Source organism: Chryseobacterium sp. UNC8MFCol, from assembly GCF_000482305.1.
Taxonomy (GTDB): domain Bacteria; phylum Bacteroidota; class Bacteroidia; order Flavobacteriales; family Weeksellaceae; genus Chryseobacterium; species Chryseobacterium indologenes.
This window is the reverse complement of sequence record NZ_AXUZ01000014.1, coordinates 174917-194666: the sequence shown is the minus strand read 5'-3', so window position 1 is coordinate 194666 and position 19750 is coordinate 174917. Positions and strand designations below refer to the sequence as shown.

Below are 19750 nucleotides of genomic sequence, written 5' to 3'. Positions count from 1 at the left end.
AAAATGATGAAGGAAGAAATAAGCTCCTCCGTTTTGGAGAAGGTCTGCAAAGCGGAGGAGCGTCTTAAGAATGTTATTGTAAAGACCCCTCTGGCAGTAAATAATAACCTGTCATTTCTCTATCAGGCCAATATCATGTTTAAAAGAGAAGATCTTCAGCGGGTAAGGTCTTATAAAATCAGAGGAGCTTACAATAAAATGGCTGGTATGTCTCCTGAAAGCCTGGCCAAAGGAGTGGTATGTGCGAGTGCAGGGAATCATGCCCAGGGAGTGGCGTTTGCCTGCCATACGATGAAAGTGAAAGGAACGATCTTCATGCCTTTACCGACACCTGGACAAAAACTGGAGCAGGTAAGGATGTTTGGCGGTGAATATATTGACGTTGTTCTTTACGGAGATACTTTCGATGAGGCTAAAGATGCTGCGTTGAGGTTTTGTAAAGATCACGATGGTGTATTTATTCATCCCTTTGATGATCCTGCGATTATTGAAGGTCAGGCAACAGTGGCACTGGAAATTCTTGACCAATCGGAGCATTCTGTAGATTATCTTTTCGTACCGGTAGGTGGAGGAGGGCTGGCAGCAGGAATTTGCTCCGTCTTCCGGGAGTTGTCCCCTAAAACAAAAATTATTGGCGTAGAACCTTCTGCCGCTGCCAGTATGAAAAAGGCAATGGAAAAAGGTAAACCGGTATTGCTGGAGAAGATCAGCCGTTTTGTTGATGGAGCCGCGGTACAGCAAGTGGGAAACCTTACTTTCGAACGGTGCAAAGATGTACTGCACCAAATGGCTACTGTAGATGAAGGATTGGTCTGCCAAACTATTTTGTCCTTATATAATAAAGATGCCATCGTCGTTGAACCTGCGGGAGCGCTTTCTGTTGCCGCATTGGAAAAGTATAAAGATGAATTAAAAGGTAAAAATGTAGTATGTGTGATCAGTGGAAGCAATAATGATATCACCCGTATGGAGGAAATTAAAGAAAAAGCTCTTTTGTATGCAGGATTGAAGCATTATTTTCTGGTCAGGTTTCCGCAGCGTCCGGGAGCACTCAAAACTTTTGTAATGGATGTACTGGGGCCTGATGATGATATCACCTATTTTGAATACACCCAGAAAAACTCAAAAGAAAAAGGAATCGCTGTCGTAGGAATCGCTTTGAAACAAAACGGAGATTTTACACCATTGATCCATAAAATGAAAAAGTACGATTTCTTTGTCAATTATCTGAACAATGACCCGTCTCTGATGAACCTTCTTATTTGAGAAGGTTGCAAGCTGCAAGCTGGAAGCCGGGAGAGGAAAGTTGGAAGTACTGTTAGGCGAAATACATTTTGGATGTTTGTAATTCCTGAAATGGATCAATACTAGTGCGCGAATCTCTGATTAAAACCACAAAAGTCACAAAAGCTTTTGAATACTTAAGTTATTTAAAAGTGACAAACTTTGTGGATAGCAAGTTCACTAAAGTTTATGAAAACCTTTGATTTTCTTTTAAAGTGAGTTAACGCTATAGTCGCAAAGATCTTTTACTGAATTAAAAAAAAATTTTCGCAAGGGCTTTCACTCAACTAATCGTCAATGATACTTTGCTGGGCAGAGCGCCTTAGCAAACGTAAAATAGGAGAATATACCCAGACACTTAGCGATCGTAGCGTTATAAAGCACAATTTTTATTGAAAAAAATCTGTGTTATCTGCTTGATCTGCGAGGGGCTCATTCGGTTAGTTCAACGAAATTCTAAAAACACAATGATGAAAAAAGCTTCACAAATTCTTGTGAAGCTTTTTTATTTATCGTTCAAGCGAAAAGTTAGTAATAACCTTCGGACGTCCGGTCTCATTAGCTACTTTCCAGGATGTTCTGTACATCCATTCAGTCATTTTATAGAGCTTTTTATAATTGATGTTTTCAGATTCATCCTGTGGAGTATGGTACTGATCATGTAGCACACTGGTAAAGAAGATAGCAGGAATTCCGGCTTTAGCATAAGGAAGATGATCACTTCTGAAGTAAAAATATTCCGCATGATTCGGGGAGTCCCAATCTTTTAAATAGTTGAATTTTGTACTTTCGTTATTAGCCTCTTCAGCCATTCTTACCAATTCTTCAGAATTTTTATGAGGCGCGTTTCCGCCCAGTAAAGCTGCTTCATTATTATCATTTCTTCCGATCATATCCCCATTCAGGACGGCTACAATTTTTTCTTTCGGAACAACAGGGTGGGCTGCATGCCATCTCGATCCCAGCAGACCTCTTTCTTCAGCACCGTGGAACACAAACAGAATACTTCTTTTTCCCGGTTGCTTTTTGTAGGCTCTGGCCATAGCGAGCATGGCAACACAGGTACTGGCATTGTCATCAGCTCCGTTGTAGATGGTGTCATTTTTCACTGGATGTCTGATCCCGTCGTGATCCTGGTGTCCGCTTAATAAAACATATTCATCCTTAAGAACGGGATCTGTACCTTCTATTTTTCCGATGATATTGACCGAAGGATATTTGTAAGTTTCCGTAACGAGATTCAGGGAAACCTTAGGATTGCTTTTTACCCAATCTGCATTTTCTCTTTTGATCCATAGAACAGGGATATTCTGGGTTATTTTTTCCCGTAAACCTTCCACCCCATAGCTGCCTCTTGTCATTTGAGGAAGAACTTCGACCCAGCTTTTTTCAGAGATATCGTCGGTAATGAAGACAATTGCCCTGGCTCCCAGTTCATAGGCTTTGTTATAATACTTGTTTCGCACAAATCCGGGATATCTTCTTACAAAAAGGGTCATATCCTTATCTATATTTTTATCGGAAGCGTTAACGGCAAGTACTTTCCCTTTAATGTTCAATGCGGAAAGGCCTTCGGGTTCTGTATTTCCGGCATAGACAATTTCAGCATCAAAAGCCGTATTTACTGGTTCCGCAACCAGAAAATCTTTCCATAATTTCAGGTTTTTATCACCAACCTTCAGACTGCTTTGAGGCGTGATCTGATGCCTGTACATTTCAAAAAACTGAAAGAAAGTTCCATGATCACCGGCGGGCTTCATTCCTGCTTCTTTAGCTTTATCTGCGAGCCACATCGATACTTTCAATTCATCTAAAGTTCCTGCTTCACGGCCCCAGAACTGATCTGCGGCCAGTTCATACATATCCTTTCTGAGATCGGTTTCTTTGATGGCCGACACCAGAGGCTTTTTGTAATTCTGGGCATTTCCGATACTGAATAAAACTAAGCTCAGTACAGAAAAAATATAGTTTTTATTCATGGGCTTTCTTTAGTTCAGGTTAGCCAGTTTGTCTGAGAACTGCTTTGAGAATTCTTTTCTGTCTTCTTCCAGTTTTTCAGGATCAGAAGGCAAAATATAGTTAAAAAGGATTTTATCTTCGTTATCCAGGAAGATGATTTCCTTCTCATTTCCGTCAATCATTTGGGAGAAGATCGCCCACATGGAAGTGTCTTTTAATTTTAATAATTCAAAGAACTGTTCTGCTTTTATTTCGATTTTTTGCATGCGATGTTGTTGTATGATGAATAATATAATTGTTGAAAAAGGTATCTCGAGACTAGAATTCCAGGAATTTAAGTTTAAACTGAATGGCAAAATTCTGTCTGAAATCAGGAGTTGCGTAATATCCGACTCTATAAAAGAATCCAAGGTTGAAATAACTTGAAAGGAAATTGTTCCATTCCAGACCGACTTCCTGATACAGGTGATCCAGTTTTTTGAATTTGAACTGGTGGTATTCAGGATGTTTCATATCTCCGATAGTTCCCCGAAGAACAAAATCAAAGCTGGAAACATTATGCCCGAAGCTTTTGAAATAGAAAGGAAGCCTGTGGGTAAAATAATAGGCTACAAACCTGTCGTTATAATACTTCCCGCCTTCCAGTGTTGCAAAACCAAGGAAAGAGGTAAGGTTAAAATTAAAATCTTTACCCGGAGACGCAAGACCGTTCATCGTAAAGTTCTTCCATATCGGTGCTTCCCCGAAAACCATCCCTCCGTACAATCTGAAACCTGTAGTTCCGATCGGGGTTTTAAAATTGTGAAGGAAAAGAGCATCAAAGCGGGAATAATTAAAGTTTCCTCCCAATGCTTTATAGCTTTGCTCGTAATTGAAATACAGCTCAGGATACTTCTGATCAATCAGAGATTTGCCCTGCGGCGTCATGATATTGGTAGAATTCGGAGAATATTTTAGCGTGAATAACGTATTAAAGTTTTTAAATGAAGATCCACCGTTTCTAAACTGATAATCAAATTCAGCTTCTTCAATATTTCTTCTCACGGCAAAAGCCATGGTAAGTCCGTTGGTCACATCATTCAGATAAGAAAGGGAAGCCCCTTTAAAGTGATAATATCTATCATTATTAAGGTTATTCCCGAAATTCATCATCCTCATTTTAAACGTCCACAGTCGCCGGTAGAATTCTCCGGAGGCCGTTACATCGTCATAAAATTCAAATCTGAAGAATGAATTTTTATCCAGTGTCGTCTTCATATCAAGCCCCATCCCATATTTCCATCTTCTGTCTTTAACTCCGTAGGCAAAATAGTAATCAGGAGAGAAATAGGGATTGAAATTTTCATTCATTTTGGCTTTTAATCCCAATCTGAAACCCTCATATGAGTTGTAGTTCACGATCTCATCAACGGCAAAATCTACAGAATTAACCCTGATTTGTCCGTTAAGAAGACCTGAGATGATCTGAGCCTTGCTGTCAATTTTATATTTTTTACCTAAACTGTCGATCGTTTTATAGGTATTCTTTTCTCTGTCAGTTAAAGGGTCTGTCCTGTAATACTCAAGGGAATGGCCATCAATACTTTTGATATCGAAAGTGTAGCCTTTGAAATCTTTTGGATTTTCTTCAATAGGAGATTGGAAGTCAAAATATTTGGATGTCAGGAAGGCGTAGGTTCCGAAGCTTTTTTTATCCTTCTTGTCTTCACGGTCTTTATCGCCCATCGCCATTTTTCCCATTTTAAGCTTGGCGGTTTCATGAGCCAGGAACCATTTGTTATTATAAAATACCCAGGTACTGGTGATGATTCCGTCGTTCTTGTTTTTACTGAAATTTTCAATCTTTTTTACTCCGTAGGTTTCAGTATCTACATAAATGGCACCGTTGTATTTCCTTTTCTTATCCATTTTTTTGTAATTCACTTCACGGAAGCGGATCACAAAGTTTTTTCGTCCGTCAAGCTCAATCGTATCCGAAAGAAAAAACCTGTAGAGCCCTCTGTTTTCCTGTTTAATCTGTTCAGGCACCACATCCCTGTTGCTTTGCTGCAGGGCGATCATTTCATAGACAGGTTGTTTCAGGCCGGAGATCCTGTTGTCCAGGATATTTATTTTTTCACCATATTTTTTTGAATATAAAAACTCCTGTGCTCTTTCCCAGAGGAAAAGTTTGCTTTTTGAAAATATCTTTCTTGCATTGCTGTTGTTTAATGAGTCTTTCTCCCTTTTTTTCTTGAAAAGGTTTAAATCATTAAAATACTGCTTGAATTGTGTAAGGCTGTCCTGATCAATATCCAAAGATACTTTCTCATAAGATTTGTAGGAATAGGAACCTAAGCTCTTGGGAGAATTCTGGCTGAACAGTTTATTTACTTTTTTAAGAATTTCCAGGGCTCGGGGATCACTTTTATCTTCAATGATTACCGTTTCAATAGCTGTGGTATTCTTCAGAGACTTTTTTACCAGTGATACTTCGAAACTGCTGTCTACTGACGCCGTTTCTTTCTGATACGTATCTGCTTCGATATCGATGTTTTTACAGGATGTCTTAAATTCAAGAACGCCCTGAACATTGGTATAGCCCAGAATACTGCCGTTACAGGATATCTTAACGTTGGAGACAGGCTTATTACTGGCATCATCAACAACTTTAATTTTCGATTGTGAATGACCCAAAAAGCAAAGTAAAAAAAATAGTAATGCTAAACCTCTTTTCATGTGAAAAAACTAGGTCAAAAATAATCATATTTATTGTGCTGGAAAAGTTTTTAACATAGTATAACATTGATTTGATCTAATTTATCCATGGAAAAATTGAACAGGGAAAAATTGTATTGATGATACCGGCATTCTGGATTACAGATATTAAAATCATCTTTTTTACCCTATCACCCGGCTTTCTGTTTACGGTTTCAACTTTTATCTGTCATCCAGCGCTTTCATAAAATCAATAATATCATCAATTTCTTTATCGGTAAGCTGTAAAGGAGTATCTGAAAGGGTCTGATTCTCTACGGCAAACCCAAAACCTTTACCACCGCCTTTGTTATAAAAATTCATGACTTCTTTCAATGTTCTGTAACCTCCATTATGCATATAGGGAGCCGTTTTATTGATGTTTCTGAGGGTTGGTGTCTTAAAGGAATGCTGCAATGTAGCTACAGTTTCATGAAATTTTCCTCGCCCGGGATCCCGGTCAAAAATCCTATTATCCCCTTTGACGGCTACCCCAAGAACTTCCTGCTCCGTTTTTTTGAAGGTAGGAGGAACAGTTCCGTTGAATAAAGGAAGAAAATGGCATATAGCACACTGGGCTTTCCCGACAAAAAGATTGAAACCTCGTTTCTGGCTTTCTGTCATCGCCGATTTGTTTCCTCTCATATAATCATCAAAATTTGAGTTAAATGTGGCCAGGGAACGAATATAGCTTGCCAGTACATTCTGAAGTTGCCAGACTTCTGTTTTCTGAGTCTGATAGATTTTTTGGAAAGCTTCCTTATACTTTTTATCCTGATTAATTTTAGCAAGAATTACATTAAGGTCACCATGCATTTCCTCCTTATTGGAAATCACATCAGAGCTTTGGCCCTCCAGGTCATCTTTTCGCATATCCCAAAACTGGCCGTGTTGAAAACCCGCGTAATTGAGGGAAGGAGCATTTCTTGCCAATTCTGCATTTTCAAGAGACATTGATCTCGCCAGGCCATCTGTGAATGCTTTCTCAGGAATATGACAGGTTGCACAGCTTCTGTTGTTATTGTTGGAGAGAATTTTATCATTAAAAAGCTGATGTCCGAGACGGGCTTTTTCATCCGAGTACGCAAATTCTTCTCCGGGAGTAAACGCATTAGGATTAAACGCGTTTTTAGAAAAAAAAGTAGCCGCATTTTTATTCAGAGCAGTGGTCACCTCTACATCCTGAATCTGCTCCTGTTTTTTAAATTCCTGAAGTAAGGCTGTAATTTTATTGAGATGATCGGGAATGAAATTCACATAATCGAAGGTGTTTTTATCAGTGTTTTTCTTTAAAAAAGCATTGGCAGAGCTGATTTCTGAAATAATGGCTTGTAAAGATTTATCTTTTGACTGCTGAGTTGAAATCTGCTCTAAAGTGTGTTGTACCCCGCTAAGAGAGTAGGGGATTTCTTCTAAGAAAGTACCGGAAACAGGGGTGTCAAAGCCAGAAATCCCTAAACTGGAAATTCTGAAAACCTCCTGTCTCACAGCATCGAAAGCCTGATTTTTACTTACTGTAATAACCTGGAAATTCGTAGCGATCGTATTACTTTTATTGATTAATTTCCTGAGAAACCTGATTACTTCCTCTTTATTCTGTTTTTCATAGGGGTAGAACATTTCTTCCAAAACCTGCAAACCTTCAGGCTCTATTTCAGTATGCTCATCCATTTCAATCTCAGGAAGGGCAGCTCCATTGATGAATCTTGCCGAATGAGGAAGGAAATATTCAACGGCCCATTCCATTTTTTTGTAGGTTTTTCGGAGATCCTGAAATTTTTGCTGAAGGGCCTTTTCGTCAGCATCTTTAGATACCAGGCCAATCAATTCATTGATCTGTTTTTCAAATACGGAATTGTTGTTGAGGATTTCCTTTTTTACAGAGCCTAGATCTTCATATACAACCTGAGGTTTTTCATTCTTACAATAAGACAATATGAAAAGAGCGGCTGCACAATATAAAAACAGAAGTATCGGATATTTTGAAAGTTTCTTCATAGGTATGAAAAAGTATCAACAGAAGAATTTCCATTGATACTTTGAAGTTTTATGAGTAATTAAAGCTATTTTTCTACGTTTCTGATGATGACAACCTGTCCTCCTTCTTTGTTGGTGTTCACTCCGGATCCGTCTGGATTTTTGAATTTATCCAACTGCCATGTATGCGAATGAATATTTACGGTAAAGGTGTTTGGAACTCCTATGATGTCAGAAATATCTGTCATGGCACCAAATTCCCATGAACCGAATTTCTGAAGATCACCGGACTGGTTGTACGCTGTCTGCCATGCCTGATCATTTCTGTTGTGCTTCATATTCAACCATGGTTTGTACTGTTTTGTAGCAATATTAAGCTGCCAGATGTATGAATCATGATTAGCTCCTTTGTAGTAAGAGTCTCCGTCTTCCTGGATGTAAACGAAGTTTTCAGTTACACAAAGGTTATCAGGGTTGATGAGGTTATTACCAGGATTAGAATCTCCTTCAGCAACGACTTCCAGTTTTCCTGTCAGCATATTATTGGAGTTAAGAACCAGTTTGTAAACTCTTCCCCACATTGTTAATCCCGGTTTTGGATTCACTCCATCGGACGATTCTCCGGTAGCGGTAAAATAGATTTCTCTTCCTTTTCCGGCTCCTTTTCTGTAATCTACATCTTCAACCCTTGAAAAGCGTATCGCTTTATTATTAATGTTTTTTTGGTTGATTTCGGCTCCTGTAAGATTCTTGGCGTTAGGAATTTCAACAAACTCTACATCGTAGCTGTTTCCTTTGGTCATATCAGTTTCCGTGTAGTTGTCGTTGGTTCTTTTTAAAGCATATAATTTTCCGTTATCAAGGTCGCCTTGAGTATCAGCTACATACATGATCAGCTGTCCTGCAGACTGGTGAGAAGAAGAATACGACTGATCTTCACCAATAATAATATAAGATTTTCCGTTGGATACATCTTTAGGAAGCGGAACGGCATTTTCCATTGAAGCTTTTCCTAAAGCAGGCTTTACCCTCGATTTATCCGAAGCCTGAGAAGCTGGTGCTAAGGGATTTAAAGCATGAACCATACTCTCTTCACCGGATTCGCCTGCAGTAAGGAATGCACTGAAACCGTGAGTTTGAGGAGTAGCCAGGGTAGCCGAACATAATCTTGTTATGCCTCCTGTTCCGTTCAGAATATATTCACCTTTTACAGGTCTGAATGTTTTATCTAAATACACTCTGGATACCGATTGCTTGATCTCATGGTTTGTGATCATCAGGTAACCGTCAGAGTTTGGATCTTTCATAATCCCCATTCCGTCCGGCTGACCACCAAAGACAAAGTCAGGAGATCCGGGTAAAATGTCAGAACTTGAAATAAGAGTGGTAATGTTTAAGTTTTCAAAACCCTGCATAGCGTACACAAAAGCGGATTCTTTAGAAAAATTTTCAAGTTTAATCTGGTCATTAACCGGAGTGTTTCCGTCTCCGTTATCATCATTACAGCCTTGAAATACAAGAGCTGCAAATAACAGAGCACCGATAGTTTTGTTAATTTTCATAATTGTTTTTTGAATTTCGATTGAGACAAAACTAAAACTCTCGTGTTAACTGGACTTTACGAAGACAAAACAAATAGTTTAAGATTCGCTCATGGTTTGTTAAGCGAAGGTCAATAATTAGAATGGATATAAATAGAGAGACTTTGATGAATATCTGAATAATAAGGAATGCCCTATTATAACGCAGAGACGCTAAGGCTTATAGATATCTGTTTTTTTGTTCGCAAAGGTATTCTATTTAGTAAAAAACGCAATCATTTCATGGCTGAGTGTAGCGCCTCTGCGAACGAAAATATCTATGATGATATGAGGGTTTCTTGCGTCCTTAGCGTTAAATAAAAGATAATAGTTAAAACTAAAACAGGCTGTCTCAAATGAAACAGCCTGTTCTAATATTTATAAAAGGTATTCTATTTTAGATATTCAACGCTTTTTGATAAGCGTTTTCTAATCCTTCAAGGTTTTTACCGCCTGCAGTTGCAAAACCTGGGTTTCCACCACCACCACCTTGGATTTCTTTTGCAAGATCCTTTACGATAGCGCCAGCCTGATAATCAGCAGCCAGATCATCAGAAACTCCAACAGTAATCATTGGTTTTCCGTCCGCATCAGAAAGAATGATCGTTACAGAAGCAGGTATTTCTCTCTTCAGCTGGAAAACGATATCTTTTACAGATCCAGCATCCAAAGATGTTTTCTTCACTAAAAGCTGTTTGTTTCCTTTTTGCTCGTAAGCATCCTTCCAGTCGCTGATTTCTCCTTTTGCTTTTTCTTTCTTAAGAGCGTCTACTTCAGCCTTTAAAGAAGCATTTTCCTCGATTAGTTTCTCGATAGATCTTACAACGTCTTTAGATTTTAACAACTGGGAAAGTTCAGCCATTTGTTTTTCAATATTGTTGAAGTATTCCTCAGATTTATCTCCGGAAATAGCCTCAATTCTTCTGATTCCTGCTGCAGCAGAACCTTCGGAAACAATTTTGAAATGACCGATTTCGCTGGTATTTTTCACGTGAGTTCCTCCACAAAGTTCTTTTGAACTTCCAAACTGGATCATTCTTACGTTATCACCATATTTCTCACCAAATAAAGCCATTGCTCCTTTCTCTAAAGCTTCCTGAATAGGGATGCTTCTGAATTCCTGTAAAGCAATGCTCGCTTTGATTTTTTTATTGACTTTATCTTCAATTAAAGCAAGCTCCTCTTCATTGATTTTATTGAAGTGAGAGAAGTCAAAACGTAAATAATCAGGCCCTACATAAGATCCTTTCTGCTCTACGTGCGTTCCCAAAACTTCCCGTAATACCTCATGCAGAAGGTGAGTCACAGAGTGATTTCCCTGTGAATTTTTTCTTTCCGTTGCATTCACACGAGCGTAGAAAAGAGCACCTGCATCTTTCGGAAGACCGTTGATTAATGAAATAATTAATCCGTTTTCTTTCTTGGTTTCCAGTACTTCGAAGCTGTCGGCAGCATTTTCCAATACTCCTTTATCACCAACCTGTCCTCCTCCTTCAGGATAGAATGGGGAACTGCTCAGGACAACCTGATAAAATTCTCCGTCTTTATTTTCTACTTTTCTGTATCTTGTAATATAAGTTTCAGACTCAATCTGGTCATACCCGACAAATGTTTCCGGTTTTTCTTCCAGCACAACCCAGTCGTATACTTTCTGAGCAGAATCAGATTTTGAACGCTGTTTCTGTTTTTCCATTTCAGCATTAAATCCAGCTTCATCAATGGTTAATCCTTTTTCCTCAGCAATAATTCTTGTTAAGTCATCAGGGAAGCCATAAGTATCGTATAGTTCAAAAACTTCTTCGCTAGGCAATACTTTCTGATTGTCAGCAATTGTTTGTTGAATTAATTTTTCAACCCTGATCAGTCCGTTTTCAATTGTTTTTAAGAATGATTCTTCTTCACTTTTGATCACTTCTGTTACCAGTTTTCCTTGTTTTCCAAGTTCAGGGAAGAAGCTACCCATTTGTTCCTGAAGAACGGCCACCAATTTGTAAAGGAAAGGTTCTTTCATATTTAAAAATCGATAAGAATAAGAAATCCCTCTTCTCAAAATTCTTCTGATAACATAACCAGCTCCTCCGTTGGAAGGTAATTGGCCGTCTGCAATGGCAAAAGAAACCGCTCTGATGTGATCGACAACTACACGAATTGCAATATCTTTTTCATCTTCTAAAATTCCGGTATACTTCTTTCCTGACAGTTCTTCCACTTTAGCGATTAACGGAGTGAAAACATCAGTGTCATAGTTGGACGATTTCCCTTGAAGTGCCATACAAAGACGTTCGAAGCCCATCCCGGTATCTACATGCTGAGCAGGTAATTTTTCCAGAGATCCATCTGCTTTTCTGTTAAATTCCATGAAAACGAGATTCCAGACCTCCACCACTTGTGGATGATCGTTGTTCACCAATTCCAAACCAGAAACTTTAGCTTTTTCTTCCGGAGTTCTTAAATCGATATGAATTTCCGAGCAAGGTCCACAAGGTCCGCTTGCACCCATTTCCCAGAAGTTATCTTTTTTATTTCCGTTGATGATTCTGTCTTCTGAAATATGAGATTTCCAGAAATCAAATGCATCCTGATCCCTGTTAAGGTTCTCAGAAGCATCACCTTCAAAAATTGTAACATATAAATTTTCTTTTGGAATTCCGTATACTTCAGTCAGTAATTCCCAGGCAAAAGCAATAGCCTCTTTTTTGAAGTAATCCCCGAAAGACCAGTTTCCCAGCATCTCAAACATGGTGTGGTGATAGGTATCTCTACCCACATCATCCAAATCATTGTGCTTTCCTGAAACTCTCAGACACTTTTGTGTATCGGCAATTCTAGGGGCGGTAGGCGTTTTGTAGCCTAGGAAAAAGTCTTTGAACTGCGTCATTCCTGAGTTGGAAAACATAAGGGTAGGATCGTCTTTCAGCACGATAGGCGCCGAAGGAACAATAAGGTGATCCTTACTTTTAAAATAATCTAAAAATTTTTGACGTATCTCTTGTGATGTCATAGTATTGCTTTTGCTTTTTTAAATATCAAATTTTGATAAGATGCAAATTTAGGATTTTTAGGCGATTTAATATCTACTATTTGATATTTTCAAGTACGTTTTATCAAATATCTGACCTCATAGTCAATCATCGTTTTTTTTTATAATTGGTTATCGGCCATAAGGAATAGATTTTTATGTTTATAGAAACCTGTTAGGTTGGTAAAATTGAAACATAACAGGTAATGAGTTGATTAAAACAGCAATTCCGGACTTTAATTCTACAATAAAAAAAATCTTATCTTCGTTTATAATTTCCTTGTGATGATGAAAAATGAAATTCTTAAAAGTTGGATAGAACAGTATTCCGGGGCACTATTGAAAAGAGCGCTCTATATGCTTTCCAACAAAGAAGATGCCCAGGATGTAGTGCAGGAAGTTTTTCTGGCTGCATTTTCAGCATATGATTCTTTCGAAGGAAACAGCCAGCCGCTGACCTGGCTGATGGGTATTATGCACAGAAAAATTGCAGACTTTTACCGTAAAAAATATAAATCTGAGCCTAATATACGGCTTGATCATTTTTTTGATGAAACAGGTTCATGGAAAAATAACGATGTTTTAAACGATTGGAATGTTTCGGGAAAAGAATCTGAATTGCTGGATGATCAGGACTTCAATAAAACATTGGAGGAATGTATCGAAGAATTGCCGTCCAGGTGGAAGATTCTATTAAAAATGTATTACATCGAAGAGAAAAAAGCACCCGAAGTCAGTCAGGAATTAGATGTTTCTACGACTAACCTATGGAAGATCTTACAGAGGAGCCGCATGCAGCTGAGAGAATGTCTTGAATTTAACTGGTTCTCAAACAGATAATGATTTAAAATGATACGAAGAATTTTACATATTTTATTCTTACCATGCAGTGAAGCTACTTTACTGATGGAAAAGCGGAATGCCAGTTCTATTTCTCCAAAAGAGGACAGGAAACTGAGCATGCACCTGATGATTTGTAAATGGTGTAAGATGTATAACAAAAAACTGAAAGTACTGGATAAGGTATTTAAAAAGACCTTATCCAAAAATACAGCTGAAATAAATGACGTTGAAATTCAGGATTTTAAAGATAAAATGATTAAAAAATTAGATTTTTAAGAAAAATTTTGTCAGGATTTTGAAACAGCTCCGACTATACTTTTGAAAAACAACATAAGTATTCATTCAAAATCTTAAAAAATATGGTCGGAACTCAAAACACTTCAAACAAGAATGCAACGTATCAGTCAGGATACTATATTTCGCTTTTCGGAGCAGCTCTTATCTTACTGTGGATAGGTATTTTCAAATTTACTCCTACTGAGGCAGCAGGAATAAAACCTTTGGTCGAAAACCATTTTCTGACCTTTTTCGTATATAAGATTATGAGCGTCCAGACAGTGTCAAATCTTATCGGAGCGATAGAAATTATCATTGCCTTACTTCTCATATTTAGTGCGAAATTTGCTGTATTAAAAAGATATGCAGGAATAGGAATGGTGGTAACATTTACGGTGACATTAAGCTATCTCTTTACAACTCCCGGAATGTGGAAAATAGTAGATGGAGTTCCGGTAACGGACTTCTTTATCGTCAAAGACCTTATGTTTTTAGGATTTGGACTGATGCTGCTCCAAAATAAAAAGTCATGAATAAAAAGAATAAAATGAAAAATATACTCATTGTGCTCGGAATCGTTCTGGGTATAGCAGTTTTTGCTGCAGGATCGGGGCTTTTTAAAAAAAATAAGCCTACACAGGTAAAAGAAGAAAAACAGGAAATTATGGATATTAAAAATGCTAGAGAAATTTATTTTGCAGGCGGATGTTTTTGGGGAACAGAACATTTCTTTCAACAAATTCGTGGAGTAGTAGGTACAGAAGTAGGATATGCCAACGGAAATACTCAGAACCCAACCTATGAAGAAGTGGTAAGCCATACGACAGGCTTTGCGGAAACGGTAAAAGTAAAATATGATCCTGAACAGGTGGATTTAAAACTGTTGATTGACCTTTATTTTAAAACCATTGATCCCACCAGTAAAGATCAACAGGGAAATGACAGAGGAAATCAATACAGAACAGGAATTTACTTTACGGACAAAACTGATGAAGCGGTTGTAAAGAATGAAGTTCAGAAATTGTCTAAAAATTATAGTAAACCAATTCTGGTAGAAACAATTCCTTTGAAAAATTTCTACAAAGCAGAAGATTATCACCAGGATTATCTGGATAAAAATCCGGGAGGCTACTGCCACATAGAACCGGGACTTTTTGAAATGGCGAAGAAAGCCAATCCGCTTCCGAAAGCAACAACCTACCAGAAGCAGGATAAAAAAGTCTTAAAAGAAAAATTATCTGCAGAACAATATAATGTCACTCAGGAAAATGGTACGGAGAGACCTTTCCAGAATGAATACTGGAATGAAACCCGCGAAGGAATCTATGTCGACATTACCACAGGGGAACCTCTGTTTGTATCAACGGATAAGTTTGAGTCAGGCTGCGGATGGCCGAGCTTTTCAAAACCGATTACCAAAAGTCTGATTAACGAAAAGCTGGATCGTACCCACGGAATGGACAGGGTAGAGGTAAGAAGTAAAACGGGAGATGCCCATCTGGGACACGTTTTTACAGATGGCCCTCAGGATAAAGGAGGACTTCGTTATTGCATCAACAGTGCCTCCCTGAAATTTATTCCAAAAGCGGAAATGGAATCTAAAGGATACGGAAAATATCTTCCGTTGTTAGATAAAAAGTAATGTGAAAGAAGGCTGCCGATCGGCAGCCTTTTATTCTGAATTAATGCTGCAGTTGAAATCTTTCTTTGATACTGAGCATTGAGAGGTTTAAAAATAAAAGAAATCCAAAAACAAAATAATATACATTTTGGGGAAGGATCGTAAACATTGACTGCATTTTTTCAAAAAAATCAGGTTTATATTCAGTAGTGAGAACATCATTACAAAGTAAGCATTCATATTCAGATTCCTTTACATTGGGATCTTTGTAAAGTACGGTAGCAAAAATATGTCCCGTTTTTTCCATATCAACGGCATATTGTTCATGATTCGATATATTCATGTCATTTAAAACAGATACAAAATCACCATAAGTATTATCATTGTTTAAAATAAACTCAATTCCTGTATTTTTCTCATTTTTCTTTTGGAGATTTTTTAGTTCAGAAACATATAGCTTTGAATGATCTTTGGCAGTTCCGGGAAGTATATTTATTTTTTTATATTCCCAATTTCTATAGGGTTCAAAAGTAACATAGAGAGATGAGGTTTCTTTTCTGACTTTTGCCGGAAGTCCAATATCTACTACTGAAACATTAATTTCTTCAAATTTTTGATTTCCATAGTACCAAAATAATAATGGAATCAGAATCGCACTGATAAGTCCAGGGACATAATATATTTTCCTCACTTAGTTTTTTGATAAAAATAATAAAAAAAATATACCTAGAAAACAGGAGTTAAAACACATGAAATTATATCTAATTTTATAATCCTAAGATCACATCAAAAAAATAAATAACCCATGAAAATATTTAAATGGATAAAAAAATTACTCCCGATAGTACTGGCTATCCTTATTTTTGGGTTAATTATCGGTTTTGTTTTTGAAAGAATCTCCCGCTCAAAGGCAGATACAATTCAGCCTAATGGTCAGCTTGTAGAAGTTGAAGGTCACCAAATGCATTATCTGAAAAAAGGAACCGCTGGTCCCACCTTTGTTTTTGAAACAGCTTTTGACCCTGCAGGGCATCTGCAGTGGTATCATATCCAACAGGAACTACCTGATACCTTTACTACTTTTTCTTATGACAGATCAGGAATTTTGTGGAGCGAAAGAGGCCAAGCACCCAAAACCGGTGAAGAGACGGCTGAAGAACTTCATACATTATTGGAGAAAGCAAGAGCTCCCAAGCCTTATGTGCTTGTTGGTCATTCTTTTGGAGGAACATTGGTTAGGTTTTTTGTTAATAAATATCCAAAAGATGTTGCCGGTATTATTTTAGTCGAGAGCCAGTGTCCGGATGATAAAAAATACCTTTCGCCTGAACTATATACTCTCGTTAACCAGGGGTTGCCGGGAGGATTGCTGAAATTTGCCAATACTTTCGGACTGGCGAGACTGATGTTTAAGAATATGTTTCCTCCACAACCACAGTACAAATATCAGAATTCCATAATGCCTGCATTGATACACAAAAGTGCTTATGGCGTACTTGAAGAGCAGGATCAGATGAGTGCTGTTAAAAAAGAGGCCACGAAAATAAAGTCCTTCGGTGCGATTCCGCTCTGTGTGATCACAGCAGGTGATACAACACGATTTGATGCTTTTATTAAGGATCCGAAATTAAAAAATGAAATGCTTGGAGCATGGGATAAAATGCAGAAAGATCTGTTGAAAATGTCTACAGATAGCAAACAGGTTATCGCTACATCAAGTGGACATTATATTAACCAGGATCAACAAATAATTATTGAGAATGCAATTAAAGACATGTATAAAAAGGTAACAGCACCTTAATAGTTCAGTATTCCCGTAAGTTCTTTGCCCATCAATTGTATGATGATACTTTTCAAAAAGAATATCAGTTTTCATAACATCTTTAAGATTAAAACATTAAATTTGATAGAACTAATAAGGATTTATGAAGTTAATCGAACTGGCAGAAGAACTGAAGGTATCTGCAGAAGCTATAAAACAATTTATACAGGATTTTGACCTTGAATTGGTAGACTGTATCAGTACCAATTTCGAAGTAAAGGAGGATTTTGAAAAATTTGCCCGTGAGAATCTGGATTTTTTAAGGTTATATGAAAAAGATCTTGATAAAAATAAAACGGTAGAGCAGATTGCAGAAGTTATCAATCAGCCTAAAGAGAAAGTAGAAAAAGCCATAAAAGAGAACAATCCCAATATTTTTGATAACGGTTTCTTTAAATCTTCGATCTCAAGTTATGGGATTGATCATAAAATAGGTGGTAATTATCAGTTTGTCTACGACTATTTCGGGCATAAAACAAGCCTGCAGAAAAGAGATTTTATAGGATACAGGGATCTTTTCTTCTACACTTCATCTGTGCTTGAACCTTTTTTAAATCCTCAGCAGATCAAAGACTGGGGGATCAATAAACCTGCGGGAATTGTATTGTACGGTCCTCCCGGAAGCGGAAAGATCTTCTGGGCCAATAAAATTGCTGAAATCATAGGCTATCAATTTAAAGAAGTTAAAAAACATTATTTAGGAACTTCCTTTGTGGATGGAAATGAGGTTAACTTCAGCGATTTTCTGCTGTCTATGCTCAAAGAAAATAAAATACTTCTTTTTCTTGATGATTTTGATGAAATTATGATGCAGAGAAAGGCAGAAACCGATGTTGCTTCCTGCAATCTTGAAGTACAGGAGCTTATTCTTCATTATATCGCCAAATTTGAAAAAGAAAATGTGTTGATGGTGGGATCTGCCAATTCTGTATCAGAAATTGACGAAGAGATTCTTGCTCCCGGAAGATTTGATGTCATGATCCCGGTCTTTCCTCCCAATGCGTCAGAGCGTTCAGAAATTATCCTATATGCGATGACCCGCGGCCTTGAGGAAGATTCATTGTTATATAAAATTCTTAAAAATAATAAAGCCGATAAAGTTCCGTTCTGGCAGGACATTGCTTCAAAAATGAAAGTTTTTAGCAATACGATGTTAATTGATTTTACCCAAAGCCTCAAAAAGAGAATCAAAAACCTGTATCAGAAAAACAGAAATGAAAAGCTTAAAATTGATCAGAACCTTCTCAATGCGGCTCTGAGAGATGCTGCAGGAAAGCTTACCGGCGAATATCTCGATCAGGTAGCCCGGTTTTTAGCCGATGTCGTGATCAATAACTTTGATGAATTTCAGTTCAGAATCAAAGCACTCAAGACAGAACTGGAAACCTATAAAGTCGTTGAGGAACCCAGAAGGGCAATCGGTTTCTCCCACAACGAAGAAGAGGAAAATAAAAAGAAGTAAAGAATTAATCTACTGCTCCATTACTCATGAACAGCATCTGGGAACTTGAGACTTTTTACCGGAAGAGAAATATAACCATTGTAGGATCCGGATTTTCCGGACTCTGGACGGCGATCTCCCTTAAAGAAAAGTTTCCTGAAAAATCAGTTTTAGTGATTGAAAGAAATCATATTCCTTTAGGCGCTTCCACAAGAAATGCAGGTTTTGCCTGCTTCGGCAGTCTTACAGAAGTGATTGCCGATTCTCAGAAAATGGGTTGGGATAAAACATTGGAGCTGATCAGGATGAGGTTTGAAGGACTTCAGAAAATCAGACACTATTTTACAAGGGATGAAATAGATTTTGAACTTGACGGAGGCTATGAAATTTTGAATGATGATCAGCCTTTACAATATCTTGATTCCGTCAATGAACAATTGAAATCTATAACAGGATCAGATCATACCTATACTCTCACCCAGAATAAAATCAGTGAATTCGGGCTCGGAAAGTCTCGGTTTCTCATTGAAAATGCCTGTGAAGGAAGCCTGCATTCCGGTAAGTTGTTGCAGAAACTTCTTGAAAAATGCCACGAACTCAAAGTTGAATTTTTATTTGGGACAGAGGTGAAGACCATTGAAGAAAAAGCGGATGAGATGCAAATTTTCCTTTCAAATGATCTTACATTGAAATCTGACCGGCTGATCTACTGTACGAATGCTTTTAGTGACAGATTTTTGAAAAATGAAGAAATAATTCCGGCTCGCGGGCAGATTATTTTAACAGAGCCTGTTGAAGATTTAAAATTAAAAGGAACATTCCACTATGATGAAGGCTTCTATTATTTCCGGAATCTGGGAGACAGAGTATTGCTGGGAGGTGGAAGAAATCAGGATTTCAAAACCGAAGAGACTGCAGCATTTGAAACCACTGAATTTCTGCAGAATCATTTAGAAAATTTTTTGAGAGAAGTCATTCTACCGGGCAAAGAAGTAGATATTGCTCTCCGATGGTCAGGAATTATGGCGATGGGCTCAGAAAAAATACCTATTGTAAAGCAAGTTTCTGAAAGACAGTTTTGTGCGGTAAGACTCTCCGGAATGGGAGTTGCCCTGGCTCCAAAGATTGGAGAGATGGTTGCTGAGATGATAAACATTATATGACGGAGAGTAGATAATAGACAGATAGATAA

15 protein-coding genes are annotated in these 19750 nt (G+C 37.8%); 8 read left to right on the top strand and 7 right to left on the bottom strand.

Annotated features, from left to right (window positions below):
- The first annotated feature begins 3 nt into the window (after positions 1 to 3).
- The gene (ilvA, locus tag M030_RS0109085; protein WP_081806311.1) at positions 4 to 1266 is read left to right on the top strand and encodes a threonine ammonia-lyase; all 1263 of its coding nucleotides are present in this window, start codon (positions 4 to 6) and stop codon (positions 1264 to 1266) included.
- Positions 1267 to 1793: 527 nt separating this feature from the next.
- Here ilvA and M030_RS0109080 read toward each other — a convergent pair.
- The 6 genes from M030_RS0109080 to alaS form a co-directional block, all read right to left on the bottom strand.
- The gene (locus tag M030_RS0109080; protein WP_027373227.1) at positions 1794 to 3263 is read right to left on the bottom strand and encodes a M20/M25/M40 family metallo-hydrolase; all 1470 of its coding nucleotides are present in this window, start codon (positions 3261 to 3263) and stop codon (positions 1794 to 1796) included.
- A gap of 9 nt (positions 3264 to 3272) precedes the next feature.
- Positions 3273 to 3509, bottom strand: coding sequence for a hypothetical protein (locus M030_RS0109075; protein WP_027373226.1), 237 nt, complete (start codon positions 3507 to 3509; stop codon positions 3273 to 3275).
- A 52-nt stretch (positions 3510 to 3561) separates the two neighbouring features.
- Entirely contained in the window at positions 3562 to 5961 is a 2400-nt protein-coding gene (locus tag M030_RS0109070; protein WP_027373225.1) for a hypothetical protein, read from the bottom strand.
- A 201-nt stretch (positions 5962 to 6162) separates the two neighbouring features.
- Positions 6163 to 7977 (bottom strand): cytochrome-c peroxidase, encoded by a 1815-nt coding sequence (locus tag M030_RS0109065; protein WP_027373224.1) that lies wholly within the window; start codon positions 7975 to 7977, stop codon positions 6163 to 6165.
- A 65-nt stretch (positions 7978 to 8042) separates the two neighbouring features.
- Positions 8043 to 9518 carry an alkaline phosphatase PhoX gene (locus tag M030_RS0109060; protein ID WP_027373223.1) on the bottom strand — a complete coding sequence of 492 codons (1476 nt, stop codon included), beginning with the start codon at positions 9516 to 9518 and terminating at the stop codon, positions 8043 to 8045.
- A gap of 415 nt (positions 9519 to 9933) precedes the next feature.
- Complete coding sequence (gene alaS / locus M030_RS0109055) at positions 9934 to 12537, bottom strand: alanine--tRNA ligase (RefSeq protein WP_027373222.1); 2604 nt, start codon at positions 12535 to 12537, stop codon at positions 9934 to 9936.
- 303 nt (positions 12538 to 12840) lie between these two features.
- Here alaS and M030_RS0109050 point away from each other — a divergent pair, with 303 nt between their 5' ends.
- The 4 genes from M030_RS0109050 (at position 12841) to msrB (ending at position 15316) form a co-directional block, all read left to right on the top strand.
- Complete coding sequence (locus tag M030_RS0109050; protein WP_027373221.1) at positions 12841 to 13395, top strand: RNA polymerase sigma factor; 555 nt, start codon at positions 12841 to 12843, stop codon at positions 13393 to 13395.
- A 9-nt stretch (positions 13396 to 13404) separates the two neighbouring features.
- A complete protein-coding gene (locus tag M030_RS0109045; protein ID WP_027373220.1) occupies positions 13405 to 13674 on the top strand; it encodes a hypothetical protein in 270 nt (89 codons plus the stop codon).
- An 83-nt stretch (positions 13675 to 13757) separates the two neighbouring features.
- Positions 13758 to 14207: a DUF417 family protein gene (locus tag M030_RS0109040; RefSeq protein WP_027373219.1), complete on the top strand. Its 450-nt coding sequence runs from the start codon at positions 13758 to 13760 to the stop codon at positions 14205 to 14207.
- Between the two features lie 14 nt (positions 14208 to 14221).
- On the top strand, positions 14222 to 15316 hold the full coding sequence (gene msrB / locus M030_RS0109035; protein ID WP_027373218.1) for a peptide-methionine (R)-S-oxide reductase MsrB: 1095 nt from the start codon (positions 14222 to 14224) through the stop codon (positions 15314 to 15316).
- 40 nt (positions 15317 to 15356) lie between these two features.
- Here msrB and M030_RS0109030 read toward each other — a convergent pair whose 3' ends face one another.
- Positions 15357 to 15986 (bottom strand): hypothetical protein, encoded by a 630-nt coding sequence (locus M030_RS0109030; protein WP_027373217.1) that lies wholly within the window; start codon positions 15984 to 15986, stop codon positions 15357 to 15359.
- A 114-nt stretch (positions 15987 to 16100) separates the two neighbouring features.
- Here M030_RS0109030 and M030_RS0109025 point away from each other — a divergent pair, with 114 nt between their 5' ends.
- The 3 genes from M030_RS0109025 (at position 16101) to M030_RS0109015 (ending at position 19721) form a co-directional block, all read left to right on the top strand.
- Positions 16101 to 17096: an alpha/beta fold hydrolase gene (locus M030_RS0109025; protein ID WP_027373216.1), complete on the top strand. Its 996-nt coding sequence runs from the start codon at positions 16101 to 16103 to the stop codon at positions 17094 to 17096.
- A 124-nt stretch (positions 17097 to 17220) separates the two neighbouring features.
- Positions 17221 to 18579 carry an AAA family ATPase gene (locus M030_RS0109020; RefSeq protein WP_027373215.1) on the top strand — a complete coding sequence of 453 codons (1359 nt, stop codon included), beginning with the start codon at positions 17221 to 17223 and terminating at the stop codon, positions 18577 to 18579.
- A gap of 26 nt (positions 18580 to 18605) precedes the next feature.
- Complete coding sequence (locus M030_RS0109015; RefSeq protein ID WP_027373214.1) at positions 18606 to 19721, top strand: NAD(P)/FAD-dependent oxidoreductase; 1116 nt, start codon at positions 18606 to 18608, stop codon at positions 19719 to 19721.
- Positions 19722 to 19750: the final 29 nt, after the last annotated feature.

Coding starts and splice junctions, on each gene's coding strand:
- ilvA (WP_081806311.1), top strand. CDS start 4: ATGATGAAGGAAGAAATAAGCTCCTCCGTTTTGGAGAAGGTCTGCAAA.
- M030_RS0109080 (WP_027373227.1), bottom strand. CDS start 3,263: ATGAATAAAAACTATATTTTTTCTGTACTGAGCTTAGTTTTATTCAGT.
- M030_RS0109075 (WP_027373226.1), bottom strand. CDS start 3,509: ATGCAAAAAATCGAAATAAAAGCAGAACAGTTCTTTGAATTATTAAAA.
- M030_RS0109070 (WP_027373225.1), bottom strand. CDS start 5,961: ATGAAAAGAGGTTTAGCATTACTATTTTTTTTACTTTGCTTTTTGGGT.
- M030_RS0109065 (WP_027373224.1), bottom strand. CDS start 7,977: ATGAAGAAACTTTCAAAATATCCGATACTTCTGTTTTTATATTGTGCA.
- M030_RS0109060 (WP_027373223.1), bottom strand. CDS start 9,518: ATGAAAATTAACAAAACTATCGGTGCTCTGTTATTTGCAGCTCTTGTA.
- alaS (WP_027373222.1), bottom strand. CDS start 12,537: ATGACATCACAAGAGATACGTCAAAAATTTTTAGATTATTTTAAAAGT.
- M030_RS0109050 (WP_027373221.1), top strand. CDS start 12,841: ATGATGAAAAATGAAATTCTTAAAAGTTGGATAGAACAGTATTCCGGG.
- M030_RS0109045 (WP_027373220.1), top strand. CDS start 13,405: ATGATACGAAGAATTTTACATATTTTATTCTTACCATGCAGTGAAGCT.
- M030_RS0109040 (WP_027373219.1), top strand. CDS start 13,758: ATGGTCGGAACTCAAAACACTTCAAACAAGAATGCAACGTATCAGTCA.
- msrB (WP_027373218.1), top strand. CDS start 14,222: ATGAAAAATATACTCATTGTGCTCGGAATCGTTCTGGGTATAGCAGTT.
- M030_RS0109025 (WP_027373216.1), top strand. CDS start 16,101: ATGAAAATATTTAAATGGATAAAAAAATTACTCCCGATAGTACTGGCT.
- M030_RS0109020 (WP_027373215.1), top strand. CDS start 17,221: ATGAAGTTAATCGAACTGGCAGAAGAACTGAAGGTATCTGCAGAAGCT.
- M030_RS0109015 (WP_027373214.1), top strand. CDS start 18,606: ATGAACAGCATCTGGGAACTTGAGACTTTTTACCGGAAGAGAAATATA.